At 58.1% G+C, this 1,556-nt stretch carries 3 protein-coding genes; all 3 read left to right on the top strand.

Annotated features, from left to right (window positions below):
* Positions 1-275: 275 nt before the first annotated feature.
* The 3 genes from L8V22_RS11560 to L8V22_RS11550 all read left to right on the top strand — a co-directional run bounded on the left by L8V22_RS11560 (position 276) and on the right by L8V22_RS11550 (position 1,349).
* Positions 276-488: a glutaredoxin family protein gene (locus L8V22_RS11560; RefSeq protein WP_011116987.1), complete on the top strand. Its 213-nt coding sequence runs from the start codon at positions 276-278 to the stop codon at positions 486-488.
* A gap of 22 nt (positions 489-510) precedes the next feature.
* A complete protein-coding gene (locus L8V22_RS11555; RefSeq protein ID WP_011116986.1) occupies positions 511-1,014 on the top strand; it encodes a DnaB-like helicase N-terminal domain-containing protein in 504 nt (167 codons plus the stop codon).
* A 77-nt stretch (positions 1,015-1,091) separates the two neighbouring features.
* Positions 1,092-1,349 (top strand): hypothetical protein, encoded by a 258-nt coding sequence (locus L8V22_RS11550; protein ID WP_011116985.1) that lies wholly within the window; start codon positions 1,092-1,094, stop codon positions 1,347-1,349.
* The last annotated feature ends 207 nt before the right edge of the window (positions 1,350-1,556 follow it).

Here is a 1,556-nt window from a genome sequence, read left to right as displayed (position 1 = left end):
GAATCCGGGGCGCTTTTCGCTATTTATTCCACGCTTTCTTGACCTCCACCACAGGCGGGCGCAGGCACTACGTGCCGGAGATGAAAGCAAGAAAAATGCACGCCCACACCCCAGACCGACACCACCGGCACCAGTAAAACTACAGGTGGCGGCCACAAACCCCGAACATATGCTAAAGCATATGGCCTAACATATGTCTTGCCATATGTTAAAACATATGTTAAACTAGAGGCATACCGTGACGGAAGGCAACACTCGACCAGAAAGGAGCAGACATGCTCACCATCTACACCAAACCCGGATGCCACCCCTGCCGACTGACCATCAAAACCGCCAACAAACTCGGCCTCAACTACCAAGAAAAACCCGCCAAAGAACACACCGGCTACCTCGCCACCCTCGGCCACGCCAGCGCCCCCGTCATCGTCGACGAAGCCGGCAACAGCTTCTCCGGCTTCCGCCCCGACAAACTACGCCAAGCCGCATAACCCACAAAGCAAGGAGCACCCCATGGCCCAGGACACTGCCGAGACCATCAGCGCCACCATCACCGTCACCAACTCCGAAGCCTGCCTCATCTCCGCCATGCTCACCAGCGGCGACAAAGACACCATCGCCACCATCACCGACAAACTCGACCCCGCAGACTTCGCCAACACCCTACTGGCGAGAATCTTTGCCACCCTACAAGAACTCGTCAACGACAGCCGCCCCACCGACGCCTCCACCGTCCTCAACACCCTCCAAGCCAAAGGCAACCGCGACGGACTCGCCGACGACCAACACCACATCATGACAGAACTGGTCACCCTCAAAATCGTCGACCTCCACCTCGCCGACTACGCCCGCCAAGTAGCCAGCACCAGCTACCGCCGCCAATACCTCCACATGACCGAACAACTCCGCCACGCCGCCGAACACGCCCCCGAAGCCGAACTACTCGACATCATGATCAACCACGGCATAGGCCAACGCAAAGCCTGGCAACGCTACCAAGACATCACCACACTCTAAGCCCAGCAGGGTGTGCACACCCCGCCGATACGATCAAAAGCGTCCTCGAAGTTTCAACCGAAAGGAAGCTTGCCGCCATGGCCTCATACACCCTCGCCGCCTTCACTCTCGCCGCCCTCCTGGCCTTGACGATCCTCGCCCTCAGCGACGCTAATGAGCGCGCGGACATCGCCCTCTTCGGCCTGGCCGTCCCGGCTGTGTTCTGGACAGTCCCACCCGTCGTGCTCCGACTGACGGGATACTCCGCATCCGAAACTGTCTTCTTTATCGCCCTAGCAACCGCGGGGTTTTGGGTCCTGCTGGCCGGGTATCAGCTACGCCAAGCGCTCGCATAAGAGCAGCACACAGGCCATAAACCGCACTAACCCGCCTGCCATATGCCTTAACATACGCTAAAGCATATGGCCTAACATATGTCTTGCCATATGTTAAAACATATGTTAAACTAAAGGCACGCCGCACGGAAGAGACATCTTCCACCACACACGCGGCACCACTCGACACCAACCGAAAGGAACGCCAGACATGGCAACCACCCTAGG

The sequence above is a fragment of the Corynebacterium yonathiae genome, assembly GCF_027570195.1.
Classification (GTDB): Bacteria; Actinomycetota; Actinomycetes; order Mycobacteriales; family Mycobacteriaceae; genus Corynebacterium; species Corynebacterium yonathiae.
This window is presented reverse-complemented; position numbering and strand designations above follow the sequence as displayed.